The sequence below is a fragment of the Ilumatobacter sp. genome (genome assembly GCF_049588435.1).
Classification (GTDB): domain Bacteria; phylum Actinomycetota; class Acidimicrobiia; order Acidimicrobiales; family Ilumatobacteraceae; genus Ilumatobacter_A.
Genome location: NZ_JBAVYV010000491.1, coordinates 1 through 6,448, shown reverse-complemented (window position 1 = coordinate 6,448; position 6,448 = coordinate 1). Strand labels below are relative to the sequence as shown.

The 6,448-nt window shown below is 65.4% G+C and carries 4 protein-coding genes; 3 read left to right on the top strand and 1 reads right to left on the bottom strand.

Annotated features, from left to right (window positions below; translation table 11 throughout):
• A partial coding sequence (gene uvrB / locus WBV89_RS18490; RefSeq protein WP_423982803.1) for an excinuclease ABC subunit UvrB occupies positions 1 to 1,586 on the top strand: 1,586 nt, incomplete at its 5' end.
• 19 nt (positions 1,587 to 1,605) lie between these two features.
• Here uvrB and WBV89_RS18485 read toward each other — a convergent pair.
• Positions 1,606 to 1,827, bottom strand: a complete 222-nt coding sequence (locus WBV89_RS18485; protein ID WP_423982802.1) for a hypothetical protein — start codon at positions 1,825 to 1,827, stop codon at positions 1,606 to 1,608.
• Positions 1,828 to 2,200: 373 nt separating this feature from the next.
• Between WBV89_RS18485 and WBV89_RS18480 the strand changes: the two genes are divergently transcribed.
• Together WBV89_RS18480 and uvrA are read left to right on the top strand one after the other, a co-directional pair.
• Positions 2,201 to 3,316: an LOG family protein gene (locus WBV89_RS18480; RefSeq protein ID WP_423982801.1), complete on the top strand. Its 1,116-nt coding sequence runs from the start codon at positions 2,201 to 2,203 to the stop codon at positions 3,314 to 3,316.
• Between the two features lie 54 nt (positions 3,317 to 3,370).
• Entirely contained in the window at positions 3,371 to 6,253 is a 2,883-nt protein-coding gene (gene uvrA / locus WBV89_RS18475) for an excinuclease ABC subunit UvrA (RefSeq protein WP_423982800.1), read from the top strand.
• Positions 6,254 to 6,448: the final 195 nt, after the last annotated feature.

The following is a 6,448-nucleotide window of genomic DNA, read 5'->3' as shown; positions in this document are numbered from 1 at the left end:
GCATGGGGAACCCGGAGGAGTACAAGGGTCACCTGCTCGACATGAACGTCGGCGTCGACTACGACATGCGCTCGATCCTGCGGCGCCTCGTCGACATGCAGTACGACCGCAACGACATGACGCTCGGTCGGGGCAACTTCCGGGTACGCGGCGACACGATCGAGATCCATCCGGCCTACGAGGAGAACGTGCTGCGCGTCGAGATGTTCGGCGACACGATCGAACGGATCACGACGATCGACACGGTCACCGGCGAGAACCTGCGCGACCTCGATCGTGCCTACATCTTCCCGGCGACCCACTACGCGACGTCGGCCGAGCGGTTGCAGACCGCGATGGGCAAGATCGAGACCGAGCTGCAGGTCCGGCTGAAGGAGTTCGAGGAGCAGGACAAGCTCCTCGAAGCACAACGGTTGCGGATGCGCACGTCGTACGACCTCGAGATGATGAGCGAGGTCGGGTACTGCAACGGCATCGAGAACTATTCGATGCACATGGACGGACGTGAGTACGGCGAGCCGCCGTTCACCCTCCTCGACTACTTCCCGGACGACTACCTCCTCGTGATCGACGAGAGCCATGTCGCAGTACCGCAGTTGCACGGCCAGTATGCGGGCGACCGGAGCCGCAAGGACATGCTGGTCGACCACGGATTCCGACTCCCGTCGGCACGGGACAACCGTCCACTCACGTTCGAGGAGGTGCTCGAACGGGTCAACCAGGCGATCTTCGTGTCGGCGACGCCGTCCCAGTACGAGACGCGGGTGTCGACCAATCTCGTCGAACAGGTGATTCGTCCGACCGGACTGGTCGACCCCGAGGTGATCGTCAAGCCGACCAAGGGTCAGATCGACGACCTGATGGCGTTGGTCAACGGTCGCATCACGATGGGTGACCGGGCACTGGTCACGACGCTCACGAAGAAGATGGCCGAGGATCTCACCGACTATCTCCTCGAGCAGGGTCTGCGGGTGCGATACCTGCACTCGAACATCGACACGATCCAGCGAATCGAGATCCTGCGCGCGCTGCGCCTGGGCGAGTTCGACGTGCTCGTCGGGATCAACCTGCTGCGTGAGGGACTCGACCTCCCCGAGGTCTCGCTCGTGTGCATCCTCGATGCCGACAAGGAGGGGTTCCTCCGTTCGGAGACGTCGCTCATCCAGATGATCGGGCGTGCGGCACGGAATGTCGACGGGCAGGTCGTCATGTATGCCGACAAGATCACCGATTCGATGCAGATGGCGATCGACACGACCCAGGAGCGCCGCAAGGTGCAACTCGCGTACAACGCTGAGCACGGAATCGATCCGCAGACGATTCGCAAGGCTGTCGGTGACATCCTGTCGATGCTGCGAGGACCCGAGGACCGGGCCGCGGTGCCGGGCAAGGATCGACGCCGTCAGCGCGAGCGCGACAAGGTCAAGACCGAGCTGAAGAACCTGCCGCAACAGGAACTGACCCGGCTGATCCAGACCCTCGAGGAGGAGATGCACGCCGCATCGGCCGACCTCAAGTTCGAGTATGCGGCGAAGCTGCGCGACGAGATCAACGATTTGCGCCGTCAGGTCGTCGACGCCGGCTGAGCCGGTCGATCTGCTTCGGTCATTCCAGCTCGTCCCAGTGCTCGATCCGCCACCGGCTCGTCCGCGGGATCGCTTCGGGAATCGCGACGTATACCCCGCGCGCCACCCGCCGCACCCGCCCGCGCCGGAGTTGCCAGCCGAGCAGGTTCGAGACGCGCTGCGATGCCGTTGCCACGTGGTTGTCGGCGATCACGAAGTGCGGGTCACGCTCCAGAACCAGCACGATGTCGGCGACCTGCACCGGACGTTCGGCTCGCAGCAGCACGCGCAATACCGCCCGCCGCAGTGTCAGGTTCCTGACCGTCGATCGTCCGCGACCGAACTCGGTCGGCTCGAGGGGTGAATGCTCGCTCATGCTTCCCCGTGGGTGGCGTGGATCGGTCGATGGGAAGCGGGAGTTCCGAGGGTGTGTTCATTCCGCCTTACTCGGACTCGGTCCGGCGGCGAGCCACGGCGATGTGTGGAGTCCGAGTTAGGCGGAATCGGGACGCCCGGGGAGGTCTCGTCGTGGACTCACCTCATGGACTCACCTCCCTGGACTCACCTCCCTGGACTCACCTCATGGACTCACTTCATGGACTGACGTCGTGCACCACCACCTACGCTCGGCGTCGATGCTCGAGATCCACGACCTGGCCGAGTTCGACGCGTACATCGAGCGGGTGCAGGCCCTCGACGGGGTCGTCGTGCAGGGGGTGGACCTGTCGGTGCGCACGGAGGTGATCCGATCGGTGTCATGCGTCGGGGGAACCTTCCTCGGTTGCCGGCTGGTCGGCGATGCGCTCGAACACGTCGTCGACGGGGGAGCGGTGGTGTTCCCGTACCTGCCGGCGATCCCCTTCGATCCGTATCGGGCACGGCTCTACGGGCACGGCGAACTGCTCGCGGGATGGGAGCGTGGGACGGACGGTTCGTTCGGTCGGGACGCCCTCGACTCGCGCATCTACGGATGGGCGTCACGCCATCCGATCGGGACCCCGCTTCCGGTGCTCGATGCGCTCGCTCGGCGATTGCACGATCACGCGATCGACGACGCGCTCGGCGAGCACCTCGCCGCGCATCCCGAGGTCGTCGCCGTGATGGGCGGGCACGCGATGTTGCGCACCGACTCGGCGTTCCGAACCGTCGCCGAACTCGGACGGATGATGACCCGGGAGGGTTGGTACGTGGCAACCGGCGGAGGCCCCGGCGCGATGGAGGCAGCGAACCTCGGTGCATGGCTCGCACGCCGACCCGACGGCGCATTGGACGACGCGCTCGACCTGCTGGCGTCGGCCACCGAGTTCGGCGATGCCGACGCCTACCTGCGCGCGGGAGCCGACGTCCTCGATCGTTTCCCGACGGGAGCCGACAGCCTCGCAGTGCCCACCTGGTTCTACGGTCACGAGCCGACGAACCAGTTCGCCACCGCAGTGGCGAAGTACTTCGCCAACTCGATCCGCGAGGACGGGCTGCTCGCGCTCGCGACGCGTGGCGTGGTGTTCGCGCCCGGCGCTGCGGGCACGCTGCAGGAGGTCTTCCAGGACGCCACGCAGAACCACTACGCCGTGTTCGGGACGATCAGCCCGATGGTCTTCCTCGACCGTGACTTCTGGAATGTCGAACTCCCTGCCGAACCGCTGCTGCGCACGCTCGCCGGCGAGCGTCCCTACGGCTCGCTGATCGGCGCGGGTGACACTGCCGACGAGGTGATGACGCACCTCCGCAGCCATCCGCCGGTCACGGTCTGACAACACGGACATCCGCTTTCGGAACACATGTTCGCCGGGTAGTCTTGAGCTTTCATGGCCCCCCGCAAACGTGCCACGACCGAACCGCAGATCACGGTCCGCGGAGCTCGCGAGCACAACCTCAAGAACGTCAACGTCGAGCTTCCCCGTGACAAGCTCGTGGTCTTCACCGGATTGTCCGGTTCGGGCAAATCGAGCCTTGCCTTCGACACGATCTACGCCGAGGGTCAGCGCCGCTACGTCGAGTCGTTGAGCGCCTACGCGCGCCAGTTCCTCGGCCAGATGGACAAGCCCGACGTCGACGTCATCGACGGGTTGTCACCGGCGATCTCGATCGACCAGAAGTCGGCATCGCGCAACCCGCGCTCGACCGTCGGCACGATCACCGAGGTCTACGACTATCTCCGACTGCTCTACGCCCGGATCGGTGTCCAGCACTGCCCGAACGACGGAACCCCGCTCCAACGTCAGACCCCACAGCAGATCGTCGACCGGGTCCTCGAGATGGAGGACGGATTGCGTTTCCAGGTACTCGCACCGGTCGTCCGGGGACGCAAGGGTGAGTACGACACGCTGCTCGAGGACCTCTCGGGCCAGGGCTACGTGCGCGCGGTCATCGACGGCGAAGTCGTCGACATCGACGAGTTCCTCAAGCGGGATGAGCGCCTCGCCAAGTACGAGAACCACAAGATCGCGGTGATCGTCGATCGCCTCGTGTTGAAGGAAGGGATCGAGCGTCGTCTGACCGATTCGCTCGAAGGTGCGTTGAAACTCGCCGACGGGGTGGCCGAGATCGAGATCGTCAATCGTGATGCGAGCGGCGGGGGAGCCGAGAACGAGACCATCACGTTCAGTCAGCACCTGGCCTGTCCGGTGTGCGACAACAGCTACGACGAACCCGCCCCGCGGAACTTCTCGTTCAACTCGCCGTACGGCGCGTGTGTCACCTGCGACGGACTCGGCACCACCTTCGAGGTCGACCCCGAGTTGGTCATCCCCGACGGTGAGGTGGCGCTGTCCGCCGGCGCGATCGCCCCGTGGCGCAGCGCCAACACGCAGTACTTCACGCGGATGCTCGAGTCGGTCGCCAACACGAACGACATCGACCTCGACGCACCGTGGGACGACCTCACCGCCAAGCAGAAGAAGGTCGTGCTGCACGGCGTCACGGGCAAGATGACCGTGAAGTACAAGAACCGCTACGGACGCTCGCGTTCGTACTCGACGGAGTACGAGGGAGTGATCCCCTGGCTGAAGCGTCGCCATGAGGGCAGCGACAGCGACTGGGCCCGTGATCAGTACGAGGGCTACATGCGCCTCGTCGCATGTTCGGCCTGCGGTGGTGCGCGACTCAAGCCGGCCACGCTCGCGATCACGATCAACGACCGCAACATCTCCGAGGTGTGCGACATGTCGATCGGTGAGTCGGCCAAGTTCCTGGCGGCACTCGAGCTGTCCGAACGGGATCGTCTGATCGCCGAGCGGGTCACCAAGGAGATCAACGCGCGTCTCGGATTCCTCCTCGACGTGGGTCTCGACTACCTCACGATGTCGCGCTCGGCGGGAACGCTCGCCGGGGGAGAAGCGCAGCGGATCAGGCTGGCGTCGCAGATCGGATCCGGCCTGGTCGGCACGCTGTACGTCCTCGACGAGCCGTCGGTCGGGCTCCACCAGCGCGACAACCAGCGCCTGATCGACACCCTCACCAGGCTGCGCGATCTCGGCAACACCGTGATCGTCGTCGAGCACGACGAGGAGACGATCCGCACGGCGGACTGGATCGTCGACATCGGCCCGGGCGCAGGCGAGCACGGTGGCGAGGTGGTCTACGCCGGTCCGGTGAAGGGGATCACGAAGGTCAAGGAATCGGTCACCGGCCAATACCTGTCCGGGAAGAAGTCGATCCCGTTGCCGAGCGAGCGTCGATCGCAGAGCTTCGACCAACTGCAGATCGTCGGCGCGCGTGAGCACAACCTGCAGAACCTCACGGTCGACATCCCGCTCGGGAACTTCGTCTGCGTCACCGGCGTGTCGGGTTCGGGGAAGTCGACGCTGATCCGCGACATCCTGCTCCCGGTGCTGATGCAGAAGATCTACAAGTCGAAGTCTCCGGCGGGCAAGCACAAGCGGATCAACGGAATCGAGAACCTCGACAAGGTGATCGACATGGACCAGTCGCCGATCGGTCGCACGCCACGGTCCAACCCGGCGACGTACACGGGCGTGTTCGACAAGATCCGCAAGCTCTACTCGTCCACCAACGAGGCGAAGATCCGTGGCTACCTGCCCGGTCGCTTCAGCTTCAACGTCAAGGGCGGCCGCTGCGAGGCGTGCTCGGGTGACGGCACGATCAAGATCGAGATGCACTTCCTGCCGGACGTGTACGTGCCGTGCGAGGTGTGCAAGGGGGCACGCTTCAACCGCGACACGCTCGACATCGAATTCAAGGGCAAGAACATCGCCGAAGTGCTCGACATGCCCGTCGCCGAGGCGGTCGACTTCTTCGCGAACCAACCGGGCATCGCCCGCTACATGCAGACGCTGATGGACGTCGGCCTCGGCTATGTCCGACTCGGGCAGTCCGCTCCGACGCTGTCCGGGGGAGAGGCCCAGCGGGTCAAACTCGCGACCGAACTCGCCAAGCGTTCGACCGGCCACACGATCTACCTACTCGACGAGCCGACGACCGGGCTGCACTTCGACGACGTCCGCCGCCTGCTCACCGTGCTGCAACGACTGGTCGACCAGGGCAACACCGTGCTCGTCATCGAGCACAGCCTCGATGTCATCAAGACCGCCGACTGGATCATCGACCTCGGTCCGAACGGCGGGAGCGGCGGAGGCACCCTCGTCGCCGAGGGTCCGCCCGAGCACATCGCCGGCGTCGCGGCGAGCTACACCGGACAGTTCCTCCGTGAACTCCTCCCGGCCACCTGACCCGGCCACCTGACCCGGCCACCTGACCCGTCGACCTGACCCGGCCCCGAACCGACGATTCGAACGCCGTCGGGAGATGCAAGACTCCGCTCGGTGACGATCGATTCCGCCGCGGCGGCAGCGGCGGCAGCGACGCCGGAGCGACAGCTTCTGCAGCAGCGCACGCTCAACTCGCTGCGGTTCGCGCAGGTGCCC